The sequence below is a fragment of the Nostoc sp. DedSLP04 genome (genome assembly GCF_034530775.1).
Taxonomy (GTDB): Bacteria; Cyanobacteriota; Cyanobacteriia; order Cyanobacteriales; family Nostocaceae; genus Nostoc.
On the sequence record NZ_JAVRCL010000090.1, the window covers coordinates 1 to 23557 of the forward strand.

The 23557-nt window shown below is 41.1% G+C and carries 17 protein-coding genes and 2 pseudogenes; 10 read left to right on the forward strand and 9 right to left on the reverse strand.

Annotated features, from left to right (window positions below):
• The first annotated feature begins 53 nt into the window (after positions 1-53).
• A complete protein-coding gene (locus tag RMX89_RS31870) occupies positions 54-1220 on the forward strand; it encodes a xanthine dehydrogenase family protein molybdopterin-binding subunit (RefSeq protein WP_322691757.1) in 1167 nt (388 codons plus the stop codon).
• 216 nt (positions 1221-1436) lie between these two features.
• Here the strand turns inward: RMX89_RS31870 and RMX89_RS31875 are convergent, their stop codons facing one another.
• The 6 genes and pseudogenes from RMX89_RS31875 to RMX89_RS31900 all read right to left on the reverse strand — a co-directional run bounded on the left by RMX89_RS31875 (position 1437) and on the right by RMX89_RS31900 (position 10111).
• Positions 1437-4046 carry a CHAT domain-containing tetratricopeptide repeat protein gene (locus tag RMX89_RS31875; RefSeq protein ID WP_322691758.1) on the reverse strand — a complete coding sequence of 870 codons (2610 nt, stop codon included), beginning with the start codon at positions 4044-4046 and terminating at the stop codon, positions 1437-1439.
• 392 nt (positions 4047-4438) lie between these two features.
• Positions 4439-5602, reverse strand: a complete 1164-nt coding sequence (gene argJ / locus RMX89_RS31880) for a bifunctional glutamate N-acetyltransferase/amino-acid acetyltransferase ArgJ (RefSeq protein ID WP_322691759.1) — start codon at positions 5600-5602, stop codon at positions 4439-4441.
• 168 nt (positions 5603-5770) lie between these two features.
• Positions 5771-7285, reverse strand: a complete 1515-nt coding sequence (locus RMX89_RS31885; protein ID WP_322691760.1) for a response regulator — start codon at positions 7283-7285, stop codon at positions 5771-5773.
• A gap of 18 nt (positions 7286-7303) precedes the next feature.
• Complete coding sequence (locus RMX89_RS31890; RefSeq protein ID WP_322691773.1) at positions 7304-8332, reverse strand: PAS domain S-box protein; 1029 nt, start codon at positions 8330-8332, stop codon at positions 7304-7306.
• Positions 8333-8446: 114 nt separating this feature from the next.
• Positions 8447-8878 (reverse strand): annotated as a pseudogene (locus RMX89_RS34650) (PAS domain-containing protein); the annotation flags it as partial.
• Between the two features lie 1065 nt (positions 8879-9943).
• Positions 9944-10111, reverse strand: a complete 168-nt coding sequence (locus RMX89_RS31900; protein ID WP_322691761.1) for a hypothetical protein — start codon at positions 10109-10111, stop codon at positions 9944-9946.
• Positions 10112-10423: 312 nt separating this feature from the next.
• On the opposite strand from RMX89_RS31900, the gene RMX89_RS31905 reads away from it, so the two are divergent.
• From RMX89_RS31905 to RMX89_RS31930, 6 genes are all read left to right on the forward strand, one after another.
• Positions 10424-10771: a hypothetical protein gene (locus RMX89_RS31905; protein WP_322691762.1), complete on the forward strand. Its 348-nt coding sequence runs from the start codon at positions 10424-10426 to the stop codon at positions 10769-10771.
• Positions 10772-11640: 869 nt separating this feature from the next.
• A complete protein-coding gene (locus RMX89_RS31910; RefSeq protein ID WP_322691763.1) occupies positions 11641-12723 on the forward strand; it encodes a formylglycine-generating enzyme family protein in 1083 nt (360 codons plus the stop codon).
• 13 nt (positions 12724-12736) lie between these two features.
• Positions 12737-15166 (forward strand): arylsulfatase, encoded by a 2430-nt coding sequence (locus RMX89_RS31915; protein WP_322691764.1) that lies wholly within the window; start codon positions 12737-12739, stop codon positions 15164-15166.
• Positions 15167-15354: 188 nt separating this feature from the next.
• Positions 15355-16227, forward strand: coding sequence for a bile acid:sodium symporter family protein (locus tag RMX89_RS31920; protein WP_322691765.1), 873 nt, complete (start codon positions 15355-15357; stop codon positions 16225-16227).
• A gap of 112 nt (positions 16228-16339) precedes the next feature.
• Positions 16340-17221, forward strand: a complete 882-nt coding sequence (locus RMX89_RS31925; RefSeq protein ID WP_322691766.1) for a class I SAM-dependent methyltransferase — start codon at positions 16340-16342, stop codon at positions 17219-17221.
• A gap of 120 nt (positions 17222-17341) precedes the next feature.
• Positions 17342-18031, forward strand: a complete 690-nt coding sequence (locus tag RMX89_RS31930) for an SDR family NAD(P)-dependent oxidoreductase (RefSeq protein ID WP_322691767.1) — start codon at positions 17342-17344, stop codon at positions 18029-18031.
• Between the two features lie 90 nt (positions 18032-18121).
• Here the strand turns inward: RMX89_RS31930 and tnpA are convergent.
• Positions 18122-18319 (reverse strand): annotated as a pseudogene (gene tnpA, locus RMX89_RS31935) (IS200/IS605 family transposase); the annotation flags it as partial.
• Between the two features lie 77 nt (positions 18320-18396).
• Between tnpA and RMX89_RS31940 the strand changes: the two are divergent.
• Positions 18397-19320: a GNAT family N-acetyltransferase gene (locus RMX89_RS31940; protein ID WP_322691768.1), complete on the forward strand. Its 924-nt coding sequence runs from the start codon at positions 18397-18399 to the stop codon at positions 19318-19320.
• Here RMX89_RS31940 and RMX89_RS31945 read toward each other — a convergent pair.
• Positions 19317-21623, reverse strand: a complete 2307-nt coding sequence (locus RMX89_RS31945; protein WP_322691769.1) for an FAD/NAD(P)-binding protein — start codon at positions 21621-21623, stop codon at positions 19317-19319. The genes RMX89_RS31940 and RMX89_RS31945 overlap by 4 nt on opposite strands.
• A 198-nt stretch (positions 21624-21821) precedes the next feature.
• Between RMX89_RS31945 and RMX89_RS31950 the strand changes: the two genes are divergently transcribed.
• Positions 21822-22103: a DUF433 domain-containing protein gene (locus RMX89_RS31950; protein WP_322691770.1), complete on the forward strand. Its 282-nt coding sequence runs from the start codon at positions 21822-21824 to the stop codon at positions 22101-22103.
• Complete coding sequence (locus RMX89_RS31955) at positions 22100-22447, forward strand: DUF5615 family PIN-like protein (protein WP_322691771.1); 348 nt, start codon at positions 22100-22102, stop codon at positions 22445-22447. Before RMX89_RS31950 ends, RMX89_RS31955 begins: the two co-directional genes overlap by 4 nt.
• A gap of 106 nt (positions 22448-22553) precedes the next feature.
• On the opposite strand, the gene RMX89_RS31960 is transcribed toward RMX89_RS31955, so the two are convergent.
• The coding region (locus tag RMX89_RS31960) for a hypothetical protein (RefSeq protein ID WP_322691772.1) at positions 22554-23557 on the reverse strand (1004 nt) is incomplete at its 5' end.

Genomic DNA, 23557 nt, shown 5'->3' on the forward strand with positions numbered 1-23557 from the left:
ATAATTTCAGTTATTTACTACTTGCTTATGTCGGAAAGTGACAGAAGAGGGTTATGCGGGGGCCAGGAGAAGCGCCGGGAATGTTTGCCTTAGAATCGGCAATGGATGAATTGGCATACACCTTAAATATCGATCCAATTGAACTAAGATTAAGAAATCATGCAGATATCGATCCGCACAAAGGATTACCTTGGTCAAGTAAATCCCTGAAAGAATGTTATCAAAAAGGGGCAGAAATTTTTGGATGGACACAACGCAATCCAGTTCCCCGTTCCATGCGAGACAATCATTTCCTGATTGGTTGGGGAATGGCAAGTGCGACATTTCCCACCAATGCTAGAACTGCATCAGTCAAGGTAGAAATTTTTGCCACTGGAGAAGTGAAAGTACAAAGTGGTACTCAAGATATCGGTACTGGTACTTATACAGTGATGACGCAGGTAGCTGCTGAAGTATTGGGATTACCAGTGCAGTTTGAATTAGGTGATACTAATCTTCCCAAAGCCCCGATTACAGGGAACTCAATTACCGTTGGGAGTGTTTCGCCGGCGGTGTATCAAACTGCGATCGCTGCACGGGATAAGATAATTAAAATGGCGATCGAAGATGCAAATTCTTTGCTTTACGGCTCGCAAGCAGAAGATATTGCCGTTGAGTCAGGGCAAATATTTTCAAAACAAGACCCATCAAAGCGAGACAGCTACACCGATGTTCTCCGCCGTCATAAATTAGAAAGTTTAGAAGTTACAGAGGAATCCTCACTCAATCCAGAGAGTCAACAATATGCCAAACATTCTTTTGGGGCGATATTTGTTGAAGTTGCAGTTGATGAATTGTTAGGAGAAATCAAAGTTAGACGTTGCGTAGGCGTTTATGATGCAGGGCGAATTCTCAACTTCAAGACAGCACGCAGTCAAGTTATCGGCGGAATTACCTGGGGAATTGGTATGGCGCTGATGGAGAAAACTGTAATAGATCCTAATCAAGGCAGAATAGTTGGTGCTAACCTTTCCGATTACCTAATTCCCGTTCATGCAGATATCCCCAATATGGAAGTGCAATTTATTGAAGAACGCGATCCTTATGTGAATGCACTAGGAACCAAAAGCCTGGGGGAACTTCCGATTGTTGGGGTAGCGGCTGCCATATCTAATGCAGTTTATCATGCCACAGGTAAGCGGATTCGCGATCTGCCAATTACACCAGATAAGTTGTTGTGAGCGAATCGGTTTGTAATTCAAAAAGCGGTTAGAAACCGCGTCTACACAACTTGTGTTGAGCGGAGTCGAAATACAAAACCCACACTTCGACAAGCTCAGTGACCGCCTCCGTGGGTTTCAAACCCTCAATTTTTCTTAGTCCGCGGAGGCGGACTTTGCCTGTGTAGCCGCGAATTCCATTCGCCTATTCCATTCCTGGCTTCATTACGAATTACTTTAGCGTGCATCGCCAATCAGCACAAATGGCGACCAATAAAAAGGATGACGATGGTCTGCAATTAGCTTCAACTTAGCTTGTTGCAAAGCCTCCCCTTTACTCATACCTTGCTTGAGATTCTGATAAAAATAAACCATCAATTCCTGAGTTGCTTCATCATCAACCGCCCACAAACTTGCCATCACAGCTTTAGCACCAGCACGCTCAAATATATAAGCAACACCTGTAATTCCTGCACCATTCAAATTAGGATCTACAGCAGTTTGACAGGCACTAAGAGTAATTAATTGTATGCCTTGTAAACCTAAAAGAGCAGCATTAGCAATATCTAAGGGTTTGTCAGCAAATAGTAACGTATTATTTTTTAAATTGACTTTTTTGCAATCTTCAGTCTGGAAACAGCCGTGAGTTGCTAAATGCAAAAACGAAAAGCGCAATGCTTGGGATCTAAACTTTTCCAGGGTGGCATCACTGCCGATATAGGCTTCACTATCTGGTAGTATTTCCTTAATATTTTTGACTTCTACCTCTGCACCTGGGAGATTTTGCGGGTCACGGGGTACTGGATTACCAAATACTAAAACAGCTTGTGGTTTGCGGGGTACAGCATTTTGCACACCTGGAGATTTTAGGGAATTATTGGAGATACGAGTGAGATAATTGACAGGATATTTCTGGATCAGAAATTGCTTAGTTTTACTGTCGTAAAGAGTCTCAAAAGGTAAAGAGCGCAGTTGACCAGTAGCAATAATACTAAGTTCTTTGGGGGATAAAGCCTTAATTTTGCCTTCTATAGGACGAATAAGGATGTCATAAAGTTTGCCGCCAGTTTCAACGTAACTAGAATCACTGTCATCTTGTACTTCTGTCAAGTATTGAGTAATAAGTATATTAAATTCAGTGGGATCAATAGATTTTTTAATAACGCTCAACTCGCCTTTAGTGAAGATAAAAAAGGCGATATTATCGGGCATATCTTTTACATTAGTTAGTAAGACGGGTTGAACTACAACCGTTCCTGCGGGGATGGAGGATGTAATACTTTTAATATCTGCGGGTGTAGTTTCAAATAGTTCTGCCACTTCAGGAAAACGGCGAGAGATATTTTCGGCTTCTGAATAAACTTGTGCTTCTAATTGCCGAATCTGTTGGGGTAGGCTTTCGGAGCGATCGCTTTGCAGTTGTTGTCGCAGTGCTTCCAATTGTTGATTTTTTTTACTCCAGTCGTCAAGGCTCTGCTGTGCTTCTGGGTTGGCAACTTTAGCATTAATGAGGCGAGTATAATCAGCAAGATCGGCTGTGGTGAATAGGTTAACCCATTCAAAGGCTTGAGCGTATTTCTTTTGATTAATCAAGACATCGACTAAAGCAGTAGCATATACATCGTTTTCCTGTAAAAACTTTTGGCGATTTTCTCGCTGCAAACCCCGGCGCATTTCTAAGCTGATTTTGAGAGATTGCTCTAAATTAGTAATGGCTTGGGTTGGTTGATTTGTACTTTGGAAGAATACACCAATATTACCCAAGGTGACAGCTTCACCAGCGTGATCGCCCACAGCCCGCCAAAGGGGCAGAGCTTGGTTTAAAAAATCGAGTGCTTTTTGCTTTTCTCCTAAAGCGTCGTAGACTTTACCGATGTTATTGAGTGTGCGAGCCTCACCAGTGCGATCGCCCACAGCCCGAATAAGGGGCAGAGCTTGGTTGTAGAAATCGAGTGCTTTTTGCTTTTCTCCTAAAGCGTCGTAGACTGCACCGATGTTATTGAGTGTAGTGGCAACACCTGCGCGATCGCCCACAGCACTCCATAGGGGCAGAGCTTGCTTGTAAAATTCGAGTGCTTTTTGTTTTTCTCCTAAAGCGTCGTAGACTGCACCGATGTTATTGAGTATAGTGGCTTCACCTGCGCGATCGCCCACAGCACGAATAAGGGGCAGAGCTTGGTTGTAAAATTTGAGTGCTTTTTGCTTTTCTCCTAAAGCGTCGTAGACTGCACCGATGTTATTGAGTGTGCGAGCCTCACCAGTGCGATCGCCTACAGCCCGAATAAGGGGCAGAGCTTGGTTGTAAAATTCGAGTGCTTTTTGCTTTTCTCCTAAATCGTCGTAGACTGCACCGATGTTATTGAGTGTGCCAGCCTCACCAGTGCGATCGCCCACAGCACGCCTAAGGGGCAGAGCTTGGTTGTAGAAATCGAGTGCTTTTTGCTTTTCTCCTAAATCGGAGTAGACTAAACCGATGTTATTGAGCGTGCGAGCCTCACCAGTGCGATCGCCCACAGCCCGAATAAGGGGCAGAGCTTGGTTGTAAAAATCGAGTGCTTTTTGCTTTTCTCCTAAACGGTCGTAGTTAAACCCAAGCCCAAGCAGTGCAGTTGCTTCAATTTTTTGGTCTTTGAGTTGTCGTGCAATGGTTAAAGCTTGCTCTAATATTTGTATTGCCTGTTGATGTTCCTGTTGCTGTGACAGCTTTATCCCTTGCTCAAGCAGTCTTTGTGCTTCTTGCGATCGCAAATTTTGAGTCTGTCCCCAGGTGGGTTGAGCTATCAACATCGCTGTTAAAGGCGTTAGACAAACACCCAAAGCTAAAAAAGTGGTGAGAAATTTTTTCATAGAGTAGCGCAGAGGTAGCTGTTTTCAATTGGGTGTTAGCAGAAGTTGTCGTTAGCAATATCAAAGTATTTGGTTAAGACTAAGATTGCTACTCTACAAGAACGCTAAGAGCGAGGGGAGCGATCGCAAGAACAAAAGTACCTTAACTTTGCGTAAGTCTTATAAATGTTTCAACATTAATTGCATACATTGGAGCATTTGTTATAAACGTTGGGACATTTATTGCAAATGTTTAAGCATTTGTTGGAAATGTTTGAACGTTTGTTGCAAACGTTTGAATAATTGTTGCAATTACTTGAACATTTGTTAGAAACGTTTAAATATTTGGAGTTGGGAGATGTAGCTCGCTTCCCGTAGGGTGGGCAAATTTTACATTTGTGCAACAAGTCTAATCAAGTTGAGTATTTACCATTAATTTCTATATAACCCTCTGAAAGATCGCAACCCCATACAGTTGCAGAGGCATCGCCAATATTAAGGCTAACATGAATATCTACTTTATCTTGAGACATAATTTGCCGTAACTGTTCTAGATTTTCATTAGTTAAGCTACTAGGATAAACTTTCACATTATCAAAACTAATAACAACTTTATCTTGATTTATTTGCTGTTCGTTTTCACATTTGCCTATAGCCATAGCAACTCTTCCCCAATTCGGATCTGCTCCATAAACAGCAGTTTTTACTAATGGGGAATTTACAATTGCTTTCGCTACTGTTTTAGCTTGTGTATAGTTAATCGCTGAATCTACAGTTACCTCAATTATTTTAGTAGCACCTTCTGCATCTCGTGCAATTTTCAGCACTAATTCCTGTGCAACTTCTTGCAATGCCCTAGCAAAATCTACTTCTGAAACTTCACCCGCTATTCCATTAGCTAAAATCACAGCAGAGTCACTAGTAGAAGTATCCGTATCTACACTCAAACAATTAAAAGTTTTATCTATAGTAGAGCGAAAAATAGAACGAAGGCTATTTGCAGAAATTGCAGCGTCAGTAAAAAAGAAAGTTAGAAGAGTAGCCATATTCGGCTCAATCATGCCAACACCTTTGGCAATTCCTACTAGCTTGGCATTTCCTATTTGTCGTGTAGCTAGTTTCGCTACTGTATCGGTGGTCATAATACCACGAGCGGCGGCATGAAAATCAGCATCAGTCAATTTTTTGCCCAATCCTAATAAACCAGCCCGGATTTTTTCAATGGGGTAACGTCTGCCAATTACACCTGTAGAAGCGATCGCGATATTACGTGCAGCAATTCCAGTTTCAGTTGCAACTAATTGCAGAACTTCTTGAGCATCAGCGATGCCAACCGAACCATTAGCTACATTTGCATTCTTCGATATAACGACAATTGCTTGTGCTTGTGAATCTTTTAAATTATCGCGGCTAATAGTAACACTTGGCCCAGCAAAAAGACTTTGAGTGAAAACTCCATCTGCAACACAAGGAACTGATGATTTAATAAATACAAAATCATCAGTTGTATCTCGTATTCCCAAATTCGTGATGAATGCACTAAAACCTTGAGGTGTAGAAGATATAGTTAATGACATTTTTCGATATTTAATAATTTGGGTTAATTATCTCATATCAAGTTCATTTATTAGTCATTTGTCATTTGTCCTTTGTCCTTTGTAATGACAAATGACCAAGGACAACCATAACAAAAATTTTCACAATCTCATTTAGGATTGCTATAGCAATTTCTGGATTATCGATTACTATAAATCAGTTAATGTAAGAGTGAATGTAGTCCATCCATTGCCACTTTCTACTTGAATGTTTCCTTGCAATTGTTCCACTAATTTCTGGACTATAGATAAACCTAAACCCGAACCACCTTGATTCCAAATATCTGCATTGGGTAGACGATAAAATTTATCAAATATTCGTGGTAACTCTATTACCGGAATTTCTACTGAATTACTAACAGTAATAATTGTTTTTGCAGGTGTTTCCGAAGAATTATGACTTACATTTAAGACAATTTCACCACCGGCAGGTGTGTATTTACAAGCATTATTGAGCAATTCTACTATAATGCGTTCCAAGCTAATGCTATCTGACAATAGCGGCGGGAGATTTGCAGGGAGATTCGGCTGTAGAGTTTGCTGATGTTGTTGAACGCGAATTTGAAACGGCTCGATAACCCAAAGTAACCACTGTTGTAAGAGCAACGCATCAGGTGTAAGAACTGGATAAGATGAGCTTTCTAGCCGTTGTAAGTCTAGTAGATCGTTAACTAATTCTAGTTCGCGATCGCACTCGCTTTCTATTAATTTTAGATAGCGTTGAGCATCCTCAGTATTATTATATAATTGTATCATTTGAATCATCATCTTGATATTACTCAGAGGCGATCGCAGTTCGTGAGAAACTAAATTCAAAAAGTCATTTTTGAGTTGATTTATCTCCTTCCATTGCACTACAAGTTTTTCTTGCTCAATTTGCTTTTGACGCGCCTCAATCGCTCGTTTGCGCTCAGTAATATCTCGAAACACTAATACAGCGCCTGTAATATTATCTTTGTCATCTTTAATTGGTGCAGCGCTGTCATCAATTGGTATTTCTGCACCATCTTTATTAATCAGAATTGTTTCTGCGGGGAGATGAACTATAATACCATCTTGAAGAACTTTTATAGTCGGACTTTCAATAGAGTTATGAGTTTCGCCATTAGCAATATTAAATATCTCTGAGGAATTTCTACCACACGCTTTTTCTTGTTTCCATCCAGTCAGATTTTCCGCAACCGGATTCATAAAAGTGATTACATCTTGTAAATCGCTAGCAATTACACCATCGCTGATACTTTTTAAAAGTGCATCCAGCCATTTTTTATTAGCTTTTAATTGCCTTTCTAAACCATGCTTAGTCAAAGTTATTTCAATATTTGTTTGTAGTTCTCTTTCTTTAAAAGGTTTCAGCAGGTAAGCAAACGGCTCAGTTATCTTAGCTCGTTCTAATGTGTTTTCATCTGCATAAGCAGTCAAATAAATTACTGGGATATCCAAACGCTTATAGATTTCTTCAGCAGCTTCTATCCCGTCCATTGAGCCTTTAAGCTTGATATCCATCAGAACTAAATCTGGAGATATTTCTCTTGCTATATTAATCGCTTCTTCTCCTGAAGAAGCAATAGCAGGTACTATATAACCAAATTTATTAAGCCGATATTGTAAGTCTTTAGCAACAATAGCTTCGTCTTCCACAACTAAAATTTTTGCGCTTGTCATCTTTTATTGATTGTCTATTTATATTAAAGGAAATGTCAACTGGCACTCTACTCCAGTAGAGCTTGTAATATTTATATTTCCTGCTAACTGATGGGTTAAAGCATCCACCAACTCCCATCCTAATGATGCAATTTTTTTAAAATCAAAGTTTGGTGGTAAGCCAATACCGTCATCACGAACTATTAGCATTAAATTATTATTAATTATTTTCTTTATTTCAATATTAATTGCACCATTACTACCTTTGGTAAATGCATATTTTAAAGAATTAGATACAAGTTCATGGATAATTAAGCTACAAGGAATTGCTGTATCTAAACCGAGAAAAATACAATCTTCCGTATTTATTGTCAAAGCGATCGCATCTTCATTGACTTCATAAGCAGTAAATAAACTTTTGACTAAATCTCGAATATATTCACCAAAATTAATCCTTGCTAAGTCTTGAGATTGATACAATTTTTCATGAACGAGAGCCATTGATGCAATCCGTTGCTGGCTTTGTTGAAATATTACTAAATCTTCTTTGTCTTTTATATAGGCAGATTGCAGGTTTAGCAGACTGGAAATAACCTGTAAATTGTTTTTGACCCGATGATAAATTTCTTTTAATAACACCTCTTTTTCTAATAGTGATGCTTGAATTTGCTCCTCCCACTGCTTGCGTTCGCGTTGCGCGGCTTTCCGTTCGCTAATGTCTTCGACCACAGAAATAAAATATTTTGGCTCCCCATTAGATTCGCGCATTAAAGACACAGTAAGATTAACCCAAACTATGGAATTATCTTTACGTAAATAGCGCTTTTCCATCGAGTAAGTTTGAATATTATCTGCTAAAATCTGCTCAACATATTTCAGGTTAGTATTAAGATCGTCCGGGTGAGTAATATCTTGGAAAGTTAACAACTGTAGTTCTTCGAGTGTGTAACCGAGAATATCGCAAAGCTTCTGATTAACTAACAACCAGCTTCCATCGATTGCGACATGGGCAATGCCAACAGCAGCTTGATGGAATGCAGCCCGAAATCGCTGTTCGCTCTCTCGCAATGCTTCTTCTATTCGCTGGCGTTCAGTAATTTCTGTCTGTAGCGATTCGTTGATTTTTGTTAACTCTGCTGTCCTTTCCTCAACCTTGCTTTCTAATTGGTTAAGTAGGCTATTTAGTGTCTCCTCTGCTTGCTTGCGATCGGTAATGTCAGTATGTGAGCCTGCCATTCGTACTACATTACCATTTTCATCCCACAGTGCTTGCCCTCGATCTAAAATCCATTTATAGGTGCCGTCTTTACATAAAGCTCGATACTCGGTAATGTAAAACGGTGTTTTCTGAGCAAAGTGATCTTGAACCGCTTGTTTCACCCGCTCAATATCGTTCGGATGCACTCGTGTCACGCATTCATCTAAATGGTTAGAAATTTCGTGGTTTTCGTAACCGAGCATTTCTTTCCAGCGAGCCGAGAAGAAAACTTCATTGGTTTTAACATTCCAGTCCCAAATTCCATCATTATTGCCTCGCAAAGCTAATTGCCAGCGTTGCTCGCTTTCCCTCAACACTTCTTCAGTCCGTATGCGTTCAGCAATTTCTTTTGCTAGTTGGTAGTTTGCAGCCTCTAGTTGGGCAGGACTCGGTAGAGCTAGCACCTGTGGCATTAATGGCACAAGCTCTATAGCCGTTAATACGGAAACAAAAGCGGTGATAGCTTTGACTAACCCTGATAGCCAATAGGTAGGATACCAAAGCGTCCATACATCCATTAAATGAGTTGTGCCACAAGCAACGATGAATGTGCCAAACATTAAGAATATCCAGCCGAAAGGCATATCTCGCCGTTTACGAACAAAATAAACCAACATCACTGGAATTGAATAATAAGCAAGTCCAGTTAACACATCTGAAATCAGATGCAACCACACCAATCCTGGTTTCCAGAGATAGCAATGTCCGTGGGGAATAAACTGGCTAGTAGAGAAAAAATTATTTAAAATTTCCATCATAAAAACCTACATATTGCACAAGTCTTCATCAAAGCCTGAAGTGCGAAAGAAGAGGTTTTTAGCCTCAGACCTTTTGTAGATGCGTATACACCTAGAGAGTGAGTCTCATATTCTCAAGGAGAACTACGTTTGGCGTTTGTCAGAGTTTTACCGTACTAGTTTTAGACTAGAATTGATTATTAGTTTGAGCTTCTACATTCTGTTTTCGTCATCTTTTCTGAGTTTTTTAATCTGAATAATATAAGATTTATTAAAATTAAAGTACCGCGATCGCTTTGGTTATCGTTACCGTATATCCTCTGAAATCAACCATTTACATATATAAAAACCTTCAAAAATTACAGTAATATTTCGGTTATCTACTAATCTAATATTCATCTAGCTGCATACGTGTATTTGCGGATTAACTCAAATCAGTTTGAGTAGGTCAGCACTATTAATTTATCATCTAGTGTCCGGTTAAAGATTTATCCTTAATACCGCACAGAACAAGTGGAAAAGCTCACTCTCAAGGTTTGAAGACAGAGCAACTGGCATTAGATGAGGCGCAGGTAGCAAACCACAAACTCCGTGTTGTAAGTAAAAAACCAGAAAATTAGTGTTGTTTTAGCTACAAAAATATAAACCCACTTTAGAAAAGGTTGATGGCTAGATTCTCTTTCATCATGAAGAAGCCCATACATCAGCAAAACTATCGGCATTGCTGATGGTAAGGGTATCTGGGCAAGTGTAAATCTGGGTTAACAATGATAGCAGGTGTGCGATTGACTGGCGGTGGTTAACTGAAATCATACTTTCGACCACTGTATCGATAAAACCGACTGCTACCATTACTCAGATGGCTTATTACTTATCTTGGAGCGAGACATTGAGTATTGGGCGCGATCGCTCCTACTACACACCTCACAATCCCCTACAGCGATGCCAATAAATCCACAGCTAACCTACTAGAGCCTGTTTAAACCCAAAATTAAGCCCACTCCAACGATCGAGGCACAAGGGACAGAGGGGCGATCTCACTTGACTGCCAAAAAACTTTGCTGATTGTTTCTACTTTTCCGAAAAAGAGGAATCGTAATGTGATTAACAATTATAGAAAACTTCCAACGCTTATTTTTATTAAATAAAAAGGATGCACTAACTATGAGTACAGAGAATGCAAAAAACTCTTTAGTCGAAACACAGTCTTTACTTGAAGAAAGTAAACAACCATCAACTCTCAATGATTCAAGAGGTCAGCAAGGTGTACAACAAAACGCTGATGCAGTAAATAATACTTTTAATCTGCCACAAAACTATATACAAACAGACCCCTGGATTTACCGTATGATTGTTGGTACACTTACCTCTACGGTATTAATTTGTCTTATAGGTGCAATTGCTCTACAAGCAAACGGCAACAAACAAATTCCTGAACTTCTAACCGCTCTTGGAACTGGTTCTTTGGGTGCTTTATCAGGATTACTAGCGCCATCCCCTATAAAAAGATAGTGTTTTCGTAATGCATCTTTTTTTATAGCATCTTTCTTGTACTTAACACTGATTTTACCTTGCAGGACATAGCGCTTAAGGAGCGCGTACTGTATTTTTCGTGTTTCGCTTTACTGCGACGAATTATTTGACCACAGCGATAAATAATTTGTCAAGTTCTTCAAGCTTGTAAGCTTCGCTCTAGAGGAATCTGATTTTTAGCCTTTCTGATATGAAGCTATAGAAGTTGCTTGAACAAGCAATATAGAAGAATTTGGATTGTTGACAAAAAATCTGTTGTTTTGGTCAAATAATTTGTCCCTCTACAGTTTTGGCTCCCCTCTCCGTGTTGGAGAGGAGTTGGGGGAGAGGTCAAAAAAGGGCTTGTCGAACTCACATTGCGTTACAATCTGCATGGAGTCATAATTGTTACAAAGTAATGCTCCTAAGTGGAAGGCAAACCAAGGAAGTACTCCAGTTTTACGAAAAAACTGGGTTTAAGAAGAGTATCAAAACTGGTTTTGGGGCTACACCAATATCTGACTGAGGTAGTGTTAAGCTTTTTCGTCGCTAAATATATATAGTGCTTGACTTATCTTTTCACAAGATGTAATTTATCAATATTAGATAAAACATCGGTAACTTAATCGGTTTTTAGTACTTTAGCAAAAATGAATATCTTTGTTGTAAATTAGCCTAAGTTTAGAGTTAACATTTTCTGCATAGTATCAAACATTGAAAATCTTCTTAAAATTTATTGATTAGAATATAGATTTTTCCACAATAAATAATGTAATGCGAAAAATAAATTACTGATAACTACGATGAAAAGGGAATTTTTCATCTAAAACCAAAATGATATAAGTTTGAAGCAAAGTTGAATCTTATTGATGAACTACAGGCATTCAATTAGAACTAGCAAAATTGAGAATATTAGAGATGGGAAAAAACATTACTTTCTCACACTAATATTCATTTCGGGAATAGCGATCGCACTTTTATTCATCAATACAACCGCATTGGCAGCCACAGTCAATCCCTGTCCCCAAGGTATGGCGATGATTTCACAAGGAACGTTCAAAATGGGGTCTGATAATTCCAATTTTATGGAAGAGCGATCGCCTGGAGATGTAACGGTGACTAACTTCTGTATTGATAAATATGAGATAACAAACTCACAATTTGGTGAATTTGTCAAACAAACAGGATATGTGACAGTTGCAGAGCGTCCCTTATCTCAAGAACAGTTTCCCGATTTACCCGATGAGCAACGATTACCGGGTTCGTTAGTGTTTGAGATGGCAAAACCGGGTGTCAAGGAAGTTTCCTTTTTGAGTTGGTGGCATTGGACTACTGGCGCGAATTGGCAACATCCCTTTGGGCCAGACAGTGCAATCGTTAGCAAATCCAACTATCCAGTTGTTCACATAGCTTACGAAGATGCCCTAGCCTACGCCAAATGGTCAGGAAAATCCCTACCCAGCGAAGCTCAATGGGAATATGCCGCCCGTGGTGGCTTGGATGGTGCAACCTATGCTTGGGGCAATGAATATTCTGAACATAGAGCCAACACTTGGCAAGGAATTTTTCCCTTTTTCAACACCAAAGCCGATGGTCACTTGGGCATTGCTCCCGTCGGTTCTTTTGCACCCAATGGTTATGGACTCTATGACATGACCGGGAATGTTTGGGAATGGACTACTGATTTCTATCAAGTTGGACGCGATCGCAAATCCAATCGAATTAATCCTATTGCCTTAAATCAAAGCTTTGATCCCAAAAAGCCCGATGAACCAGAGTTACACGTAATCAAGGGGGGATCGTATCTCTGCGCTCCCAATTACTGTAGTCGCTTCCGTCCGGCGGCGCGGGAGTCAGAATCACCCGATACGGGTACTACTCATATCGGGTTTCGGCTAGTTAAAAATTTGTCCTCTAGCACACTATCCATAAATCCAAAATCCCAAATCTAAAATCCAAAATTGTATGACTGATCCTCATAAGAGAGATTCTTTGTATGCATCTCTCAAGCTAACTTCTGGTGCGTTCGCGCAGCGTCTCCGAAGGAGAATCGCATTTTTGACAGCCCTAACGCTAATATTTTCTAGTCTCTTACCTCTACCTGCTTGGGCGGACTATGGCGACAAATTGCCATTACCCCAACCATCTTTTAAAGGCAAAATTGGCATTACTTACAAAGAATCCGAACCAGACTTCCCCAAACCAATTAAGGCTCCAGAAAATGCACCAAACGTGTTGCTGGTGTTGCTTGATGATGTCGGTTTTGGACAAACCAGCACCTTTGGCGGTGCGATCGATACGCCTAATTTAGACCGTCTAGCAGAAAGGGGATTGCGTTATAACCAATTCCACACTACAGCACTCTGCTCTCCTACCAGAGCCGCATTGCTCACGGGACGCAATCACCATTCTGTGAATACAGGTGTGGTTGAGGAGTTAGCCACAGGCTATCCAGGTTATACTGCGATTTTACCTAGAAGTGCAGCAACGATCGCTGAAGTATTGCGAGATTATGGATATAACACAGCCGCTTTTGGCAAATGGCACAATACCCCAGACTATGAAACCAGTGCAGCAGGCCCATTCGATCGCTGGCCGACAGGTTTAGGTTTTGAGTACTTCTATGGCTTTCTGGGCGGTGATACCAATCAATGGAGTCCAGCTTTGGTGGAAAATACCCAACATATTCAGAAACCAAGCGATCGCCCTGATTATCACCTCACCCCCGATCTAGCAGACCATGCAATTAAGTGGATTCGTACCCAACAAGCGATCGCTCCTGATAAACCCTTCTTTACCTACTTTGCCACTGGCGCTACCCATGCCCCACACCATGCGCCCAAGGAATGGATCGACAAGTATAAGGGTAAATTTGATCGAGGTTGGGATAAATTACGCGAAGACATCTTTGCTCGTCAGTTAGCCTTGGGTGTAATTCCCACCGATACTAAGCTGACTCCTCGCCCGGCGGAACTTCCAGCTTGGGATTCTCTCACTCCCACCGAGCAGAAAGTTTATGCGCGTCAGGCGGAAGTATTTGCAGGTTTCCTCAGCCATACTGATGCACAAATTGGTAGAGTTATTGATGCGATCGATCAACTGGGTGAATTGGATAACACCTTAGTCTTTTTCATCGCCGGCGATAATGGTGCGAGTGCTGAAGGCGGCTTAACAGGTAGTGTTAATGAATTAAAAGTCTTTAATGGCGTAGCAGAAAGTCCTCAAGAAGTTCTCGCGGCTTTTGATGATTTAGGTGGGCCAAAAACCTTCAATCATTTTCATGCAGCTTGGGCTTGGGCAGTGGATAGCCCCTTCCAATGGACAAAACAAATTGCTTCTCACTTCGGCGGAACCCGCAATGGTTTAGTTGTGGCTTGGGGCGATGCCTCCGGCGGGCTTCGCCAACGCATCAAAGATCGTGGTGGACTGCGAAGCCAATTCCATCATGTAATTGATATTTATCCCACAATTCTGGAGGCTGTGGGGATTGAAGAACCAGAGGTAGTCAACGGTGTAAAACAACAACCCATCGAAGGTACTAGCCTTGTTTATAGCTTTGACGATCCTGATGTACCATCCCATCACAAAACCCAGTATTTTGAAATGTTGGGCAATCGTGGCATTTACGATCGAGGTTGGGTAGCAGCCGCCCGTCATGGACGCTTACCTTGGGAGCGTGTTTCCAAAACCAGCTTCGATGAAGATAATTGGGAACTATACGATATTACCAAAGACTTCAGTGAAGCCAACGATTTAGCCAAGCAGAACCCTGACAAGTTAGCGCAACTACAAGATTTATTTTTGAAGGAAGCAGAGAAATACAAAGTTCTGCCCTTGGACGATCGCTTACTTCAACGGTTTGATGTCAAAATCCGTTCCAACCTAATCACAGGACGCAATAGCTTTACTTATTACACATCTGTTGCAGGGATTCCCGAAGGTAGCGCTCCCAATATTAAGAATCGCTCCTTTAGCATCACTGCCGATGTGGATGCTGCCAAAGATGGTACTGAAGGCGTTTTAGTTACCCAAGGCGGACGTTTTGCGGGTTGGAGTTTCTTCTTGCAAGAAGGTAAACCCACCTTTGCTTACAACTTGTTAAATAGCGATCGCACAATCATTCAATCTTCCCAACCAATTGCGATCGGCAAATCCCAAATCAAATTTGACTTTGCTTATGACGGTGGCGCTCCGGGAGCAGGCGGTACTGGTAAGCTCTCGATAAACGATCAACAGGTTGCCGAAGGTCGCATTGATAAAACCGTAGGCTACCGATTTGGTTTAGATGAAACCTTTGATGTTGGTCAAGATACTGGCACACCTGCGGTAGATACTTACCAAACACCCTTTGCATTCACCGGTAACTTACAGCAAGTCACCCTGGAATTGAAGTAATAAGGATTGGGCATTGGGGAAGAGACAAGGTAGACAAGGAAGAGGGGGGAGACAAGGGAGAGACTTGTCCCCTTATCCCCCTTGTCTCCTTGTCCCCTTGTCCCCCTTGTCCCCTTGTCCTCTTGTCCCCTTGTCCCCTTGTCTCCCCTCCTCCCCTGCCCCTCCGCAACTCTGCGTGAAAAAAAATCATGAATGAAATCTTGTCACTAATCGATAAACTCGCACTTTTCACATTTATCGTGTTCACCATGCTGGGTGCAGGGTTAAGTCTCACCGTACAACAGATTTGGGAACCACTCCGCAACCTCCGCTTAGTTATCTCATCGCTGCTGACAAATTTTGTACTAGTGCCGCTTTTTGTATATTTGTTACTACAAGTAGTACATTTAAGTGAACCACTAAGAGATGGTTTACTGATTATGGCAGTAGCATCAGGGCCTCCAGCACTACCTAAACTTGCCCACATAGTCAAAGGCAATATAGCTTTCTCGGTGGGGTTAATGATGTTACTAATGCTAGGCACAATTTTTTATATGCCGATTGTACTGCCCTTAGTGGTGGAAGGTGTGCAAATTAACTCCTGGGACATTGCCAAACCCTTATTGTTAATGATGGTTAGCCCATTGTTTATTGGGTTATTCATCAAAGCAAAATTGAGTGCGATCGCTCCCATTATCCAGCCGATTTTGTTCAAATTATCTAATGCTGGATTACTTTTAGGTCTAGTAGTCAGGCTGATAGTTCACACTAACGATATCATTAGCTTATTACAAACAGGTGCAATCTTGGTTTGTGCCGTTTTCATAGTCTTCTCCTTCACCGTGGGTTATCTTTTGGGCGGCCCTGGTATCGATACCCAACGAGTGCTAGGAGTAGGAACAGCTCAACGTAATTTTGCCGCAGCATTGTTAGTAGCTACAAGTAATTTTGAAGATCCCAGCGTCGTGAGCATCATCATGGTGACGAGTATTTTAATGATGATCGTAGTTTTGATCGCCGGGCCAAAGTTCATAGAACTAGACCAAGGAATGGGTGTAAAGATAGAGCAGGTAAAGGGTTGAAACTCTCTCTAAGAAATGTGCTTGGCAAATACGCTAAGTCAATAGTCTTACCGTATTATGTATTAGATACACAAATATTAGATTAGATAAAAAACTATATGTAAGGTAGCAGATGGTTCAATCACAAGCAAGCTCTTTTGATGCAATTAGTCCCACAGCTTTGATGGTAGCTTATACTAGGCAGTTTACTGATATCCCTTATGGCAAGGAATTATCTCAATTAGTTAATGCCGAAAGCTTCATAGAACAACTGCAACAAAAACAATTAAGTCAGCCGAGTGAAGTGTCTGTTCTTGTTGAGGCTCGTTACAAAGCTGTTAACCAAGTAATATCTCAACACTTGCAATTTGAAACTACCCAAATTATCGAGTTAGCATCTGGATTATTGCCTCGTGGTATGGCAATGTCTCAAAATCAAAATATCACTTTTGTTGAAAGTGATTTACCTGCAATGATTAGTCAGAAGCAACAACTCGTAAAACGATTGATTGGAGAACGGCAGAATTTGTATTTTGAAGCAATTGACGCTACTAATCAACCTAGTCAGTTTCCTTTGAACGTAAATTATTTACATCAAAACCAACCTGTAGTTGTTTTATGCGAAGGATTGTTAACATACCTAACCTTAGCAGAAAAGCAAAAAGTGTTTGCTAATGTTCGTGAGATACTGCAAGTTTACGACGGTGTATGGATTACACCTGACCTAACCACTTTTGATGGCTTGAATCAACTACGGCAAATTAGTCCTGGGTTGCAAAGACTTAATCAAACTGCAAGTAATGTCTCAGGTCGAGCTATTAATAATTATCACTTTGAAAACATCGACCATGTGAAACAGTTCGCTTATGAACAAGGGTTTGATATTAAAGAATATAGTATGCTCGAAGTGATGAATCAAATTACTTGTTTAAAGCCTTTAGGGATTGAGCCAGAGGTTGTTAAATCAATGTTGGCTATTGGCTCTACTTTTGTTTTAACCCTTTGCAATTCTTGATGTCTTTACAGGTTTTTTTGTATGTACCCTCGAAAAGGGGGAATGTCCTAACTGCTTTTGAAGTATTTCGTGACCGTTTGGTCAAATTATGGTTCAAATCACAAGGGAGAACTTGAGGATATGACAAATATTGCATTGATTGTTGGGGCTGGTAGTGGACTCAGTGCCTCATTAGCCCGTTTATTAGCAAAAGAAGGCTTTACTATTGCTTTAGCAGCAAGACAAGTTGATAAGCTCAAAGCATTGTCTGATGAAATTGGAGCCGTCAGTTTTACTGCTGATGCTTCTCAACCAGATGAAGTTGAACAACTATTTACAGATGTCGAACAAAAGCTAGGAGTACCAACATTAGTTGTGTATAATCCTAGCTGGCGGGTTCGGGGTTCATTTGTGGAACTTGACCCAGCCGATGTTGCCAAAACACTAGAAATTACTGCCTATGGTGGCTTTTTAGTAGCACAAGCGGCGGCAAAACGTCAGTTAGCTGCGGGTGGGGGAGCGATCTTTTTTACAGGTGCTTCCGCCAGTGTTAAGGGTTATCCTCAGTCTGCACCGTTTGCAATGGGTAAATTTGCTTTACGGGGTTTGGCTCAAAGCATTGCCCGTGAATTGGCTCCTCAGAATATCCATATAGCGCATTTTGTGATTGATGGAGGAATTCGTTCTGCTACCCGGATAGAACCAGAAAATCAACCAGATAGTTTACTCGATCCAGATGCGATCGCTCAAACTTATCTCAACATTCTGAGCCAACCTCGCAATGCTTGGACTTGGGAAGTTGAATTGCGACCTTGGGTGGAAAAATTTTGATTTTCACAAGAAAATCGCCGAATAGCACGGAAGCCACTTGACTTAAGGCAGTAGAGGAAGGCGAATAGGCGAATTTATTCGCCGTAAATATTATCCGTGATGTGGATCTTCGATATATCTTTTGATAACATCTGCCGAAACCTGTCCAGCAGTAGAGTAAAAATAACTATTAGTCCATAAGCTAGGCAATTTTAATAATTGCGGGAACTCTTTAGGCAACATATAAGATGAGCGTCCCTTAAAGGCTTTTACTATCTGATTTATGGCAATATCTGGCTGATGCTCTACCCAATCTCAATAACTTTGTGATTTTGTTGTTGCACTCACAATGACAAATTGCCAACAATTAAATGTAATGACATAAAATGAAAATTCATGAATTTCAAGATGCTAATCAATTTTATACCTGGGTGAAAGATTATTTGCTCAATCAAGAACCAATCCATAGTCTGCTGCTGGGAATTAGCAATAGCTTGATTCACAATCCTGAACGCTATGAAGAAACCCCATACTTGGCAGCTGTGGAAATAGATAATAATATTGTCGCAGTAGCAATTAGAACGCCACCCCGCCCATTATTACTCTCACAGATTGAAGATTTGAAAGCAGTAGAGCTACTTGCTCAAAATTTATCTGTTTCCTATCCATCACTGACGGGAGTTAATGCTCCCGTAGATGAAGCCCAAGCCTTTGCTTCAGCTTGGCATTCTTTAACTGGTCAATCTTACCAATTAAAGTTAGCGTTGCGTACCTTTAAACTGGAAAAAGTACGACATATTTCCGCAGCTACAGGTTATTTACGACAAGCAACAGAAAGCGATCGCACACTTTTGATAAACTGGTATGAAGCTTTTTCTCTAGAAACCCTTGGCGAGATTGACTCAGAAGCAGAACGCTGGGTTAAACATCGGTTGAAGGAAGGTACTGCTTATCTTTGGCAGGATAAAGTCCCGGTTTCAATTGCTTGTCGTGGTGGACTAACGCCCAATGGTGCGCGAGTAAATATGGTGTACACACCACCAAAGTATCGTCGCCTGGGTTACGCTAGTGCTTGCGTAGCAGCTTTGAGTCAGACTTTATTGAACCAGGGATATCGATTCTGTTTCCTATCTACAGATTTAGCAAACCCGATATCTAATCATATTTACCAGGAAATTGGTTATCAGCCATTGGGTGATTGGCATGAATTGTGCTTTGAAGTAACAGGACTTAAACAGAATTTAAGTTCTTTTGTGGACTCTTCAGAAATCCCCGTCACGAAGCGTGCGGGGAAGCTTAATCTGCTCTAGATATACATAGCAAAGTAATCATTGTAAATTTCTGTATTAGTCATAACTGTGAGTTCTATTTGTTTCTGTTCTTCATCTGTTGGCGAACTTGTAGCTTGGTCTAAGCTTTCTTGAGGAATAAAATCACCACAGTATTCATTCGCAGGTACAGCTGCATTCATCTTCTGGGGATAACTTAATTTGAGATTATTCATGATGGTAATGAATTGACTACGGCTGCGATCGCTAAATCTGGGATTAAGCTGCTTTTCTTCGCCAATGGTGGAAACTGTGCGTCCTTTATAGTCATGGGCAGGATATACCAACGTATCATCTGGCAAGGTAAATAAGCGTTGTGTCACTACATCGTATAAAGTTCCAGGATCGCCTCCCTGAAAATCTGTGCGTCCACAACCACGAATAAATAAGGCATCACCAGTTAACAGATGGGTTTTGTTCGCTAAATATGCTATATGACTGGCGGTGTGACCTGGCGTAGAAATTGTTTCGATGATTACCGATCCCACCTCTAGGATTTCGCCACCGACAAGGGAGCGATCGGCTTTTGTCACAGCAGTATTCTGGGGAACAATCACCTCACAGCCTGTTTTTTGCCTGAGTTTGCCTGCCCCTGTAATATGATCGGCATGGAGGTGAGTTTCTAGACAGTAGCGTAGCTTTAATCCCAATTCATCCAATGATTCCAAATCGCGGTCAACTTGCTCTAATACAGGATCGACTAGAACAGCATCTCCTGTCTGGCGATCGCCAATTAAGTAAGTATAACTACTAGTTGCAGGGTCAAAAAATTGCCGAAATAGAAAAGTTGATTGCGGTATCTCTGCACTGCCATCGCTTAACAAAGGCATCGTTGGAATAGGGCGCGCACGCACTGGTAGCGATTGCAACAACGTCTTAGATAGTTCCTGCGCCTGTCCTCGTAATTCTGGTACAGCGATAGTTTCCCACAAGTCGCCCTTGCGCGGAGTTCCCAAGGTATAAAACAGCGTCGAAACATTACCGTCTGCTGCATATAATGCACCGTGGGTATCTGTATCTAATCCTAAACCGATGGTATTGGGGCGAACTAATTTCTGCGATCGCAAATCAGTAATCAAAGGATGAGGCGATCGGCGATAATCTGCTGCTACTCCTGTACAATTCACCACCCGGTGGACGTGCAAGATATTATTAGTTTGGGTTTTGCGCTGACACACGGTAACAGCTACACTATCCGGCAAAGCTTGATATTCCCTAATCCGCCCGGCAGCAATGGTGAGTTGACCAGAATCCAGCATTTCAGTGACAACATCCGCCACCCTTGGGGCAATGCGGTGACGATGCACATCCCAATAGGGTGTCAGATGACGCAAAAAACGTTGCTGTTCTTCAGTCGGTAGTTTTTGCCAGATTTTCTGATTCAGTGGACGCAGAGAATCAATTACTGCTCGCCAGTCGTAGCCTTGGGTAGCCGCAATTTCCACCTCGGCACGTAGCCGACGTAACCAGCCACGTACACTTTTTGGTGAATTTTCTAGCGTCAAGAAGCAGGCATAAGGTTGAGCCGCTTGATGTTTGAGGGGAAATAAGCCTCGTCGGGACACAGCATAAATTTTACCGCGATGTTGGCGATCGCTCAGAGATAAAACCATATCCACCATCGTCAGTCCCGTACCAATTAGCAACACAGGTGCATCAGCATCAAGGTCTGCTAAGGCATCGGCTGACCAAGCATTCCGCAGATAATCATCATTACTGTTTGCGTTTTGAATGGCGGGGGGTGCAGAAGGTGAGTTCCCCAATGCCAACACAACTCTGTCTGCGGCAAAACAGCGACCACTACGTAGAGAAATCATTGCGCCTTTTTCTTCGGGCTGTACTCCTACCACTTCATCGGTGAAGCGTTCTAGTCGCACATCACTAGGCGCTGTGGCTTCTGCTTCTGCTAAAACCGATTGAATGTATAAACCATAAACTTTACGAGGTATGAAGGTACTGGCATTTACTTCTTCTGAAAAAAATACTGTTAACTCATTTCGGTTGTGTTGAAGCCAACGTAACAAATGCCCTGGATCGTGAGCAAATGCACTCATGTTACCTGCCGATACATTCAGCAAATGACAGTTGGTATCGGTGCTGTAGGCGATTCCCTTGCCAATTTGATCGCTACGCTCAATCAGCTTAATGGTGAGGGGTTGGCTGGCAGTTTTTAATAAGTGGGTAGCGACTAGAGAACCACTAAAACCTCCGCCAACAATAGCGATCGTGGTTGGAGTATGGGCAGTTAAAAAGCTAGGGTTCATGGCGGTCTTAGCTAGAATCAATAGTTACGCTGTCTCTTTACTGGAACTAAATGCTTTTCCAACCCAGCTAAAAAATCAGACTTGATTTATTATAAATTCTTATAATACCTTGATTTGAGGCATTAAATACATTTAATTGATCAATTAACAGTAGTTTGTGGCTTCTTGACAGAATCTGTACAATTATCATCTAGGAAAGTTCTCAAGATATTCATATCTATGGTTCAAGCAACAGAACATCTTTACGTTGTCAAAGACGAGCATATTCTAGGTGGTGAGCCAATTATCAAGGAAACTCGTACATCTGTTAGAGCGATCGTTGAAACTTGGCGTATGGGTGTATCTCCTGAAGAAATTCCCCAAGGTTTGCCTCATCTAACCCTGGCACAAGTATTTGATGCGTTGAGTTATTACAGCGATCATCAAGATGAAATTAATACTTATATTGAACGTAACCGAATCCCTGATGAATTGATTGATCTCTTGGTGCGAGATTTATGAGTAACTTGTTCATCCGCTTGTACTTAGATGAGGATGTCAACGTTTTGGTAGCGGATTTACTAAAAGCTAGAGGCTTTGATGCTTTAACCGTAAGAGATGCAGGACAACTTCATGCAAGCGATGAGGAACAAATGGCTTATGCTGTCACCCAAGGAAGAACACTAGTTACACACAACCGTACCGATTTTGAAGAACTCATACAAGCTTATTTTGATAGCGAACAAATGCACTATGGAGTGATTTATGCTGTTCGTCGTCCACCTCAAGAAATAGCAAAACGATTACTAGCGATTTTAAATCAAGTGACAGCAGATGAGATGGAAAATCAAGTTCGGTACATTTGAATTACTCAAGTTTGACAGTACAAGAGTTGTCAAAATACAAAAACGATATCTTGACTTTTAAAACAGTGGCTACGACTCTTGCACTATATTTATCTTTGCCATGCCACTACAACCCGAAGGTTTTTTCAAAAAAATCATCAAAATTAAGCTTGGTTTTAATCTCAAACGCTCCAACTTTTAGAGAAATAATGTCATCTAATAGCATGATGGTTCGTAATAAACATCTGCGGGTTTCTACTCTATAAACCTCCGAATGAACTCCTTTATTAGCTAACTCAGATAACTTTTCCATCTGCTCACTAAGAGTCTTTGTACTAACCCAAATAAGATCAATATTGGTATCACTTTTCCTTGTTTCATCAACAAAGGCTAGGAGCCGATTTCGATATTGCTTCGTTCCCAATTTACGTCCTTCAAGCTCTCCATCTATAGGGGGAAATAATTCATCTGAAACATGCTCTACTATTCGTCTACAAGAGGCAGTAACTTGAGCAAATTCTTCATTGGTTTCTGCTTCAGTAAAAGTTTTTAAAGCAGCCCATAACTTATCCCCTAAATCAGGGACAGCATCACCTATTCTATGGGCTACACCGTCAGCAATGAAAGCCAGTAAATTGCCGCATTGCTTCTTCCATTCCGCAACTCTTCTCGCATGTTCAAAATCATGATACTCGTCAAAAATTGTATATCTGCCATTCAAGCTTTCAAAGCAGACCGATTTGAAACCGAATTGGATAAGACGCTCAATCGTAGACTCATCTTTTGATTCTTCAGAAATGCCATCCCAAAATACCGAAGCATTTTGGTTATTAATTCTGTATCTCGCTCCTATTGAATTTAAGTACAAGTACCAATGGATATGAGAAGCATCATCTACCTCCATTGCACCTAAATATGCTTCAGACTTTTCTCGAAGTTGGTCATTTAAATAATCTGCAAGGTACATTTCGATTGTTTCAAAACAAATTGTAAAAATTTCATCCTTTAATGCTTGCATCAACCTATCTATAATCATGCTTGACCATATGGTATTTTCAGGTTTAAGCCAGCGATTTACAATAGACTTATCCGAAAATGGTAAATGTATACGGCAAAGGAATTTCAGCGATT